This is a genomic window from Segatella copri (genome assembly GCF_003465495.1).
Classification (GTDB): domain Bacteria; phylum Bacteroidota; class Bacteroidia; order Bacteroidales; family Bacteroidaceae; genus Prevotella; species Prevotella copri_G.
Map to the genome: position 1 here is coordinate 1 of NZ_QSAV01000131.1, position 728 is coordinate 728.

Consider the following 728-nt stretch of genomic DNA (forward strand, 5'->3'; position numbering starts at 1 on the left):
ACCGTATCCAGCTTTTTCTGGGTGGTACAGATGTTATCCAGTTCCATCTTCACGAACAGGGAATTGCTCACCCGGGTATCCACTTCGGTCCAGTCGAGATAGAGTTTCTCTCCGGTGTTGATGGCGCGCACTTCATACTGGTTGCTCAGCGTGTTGTGGTGCATTTCATATCGGGCTCCCAGCCATCCCAGCAGTGCTCTCATGCTGGTATAGCGTTTCTGCTCATCATCTCCCTGCTGTCTTATCTTCCAGGTTCCCAGCCGCTCGGTATGCTTGTAAATCTCTCGTGCCACCCGCTCGGTATCGGCATATTCGGCGCCAAACTTATCTGCCATGTGTTTCACAGCCTCCTCCTTTTCGGCTCCGAAACAGAGGCAGAATGTGGCGTATCTCACTACGTAGCTGTTGTGATGATGCTCCTCAAACCGCTCTTCCCAGCTCTCCGCCAGTTTGTCTACATACTGCAGAATCTCTTCGGTGGTGAGCGCCTTGGGTGGTGCCTCGTCTTCCTGTTTGCGAGGGCTTTTCTTTCTGGGTTTTTCCGCCTCCGTCTGCCTTTTCCTGTTCTGTTCCTCCTGTTGCTTTGTAGCTTTTTCGAAGTTCTCCACCTCCTCCCGGGTGATGGGTAGAACTTCGGCATTCCAGTTGAAGTAAGCCTCGGGGTCGTAAGCCAGTCCGCAGCTTCTCACCATGTCCTGGCATTGCTTGTCGCTGCTGATACCCAGCAG

Annotated in this window: 1 protein-coding gene; it reads right to left on the reverse strand. The window is 53.2% G+C overall.

All coding sequences use genetic code 11. The features are described 5' to 3' along the window. Window positions 1-728, reverse strand: a 728-nt coding sequence (locus DWV53_RS15415) for a BT4734/BF3469 family protein (RefSeq protein WP_147468834.1), incomplete at both ends; no start/stop codon positions are given.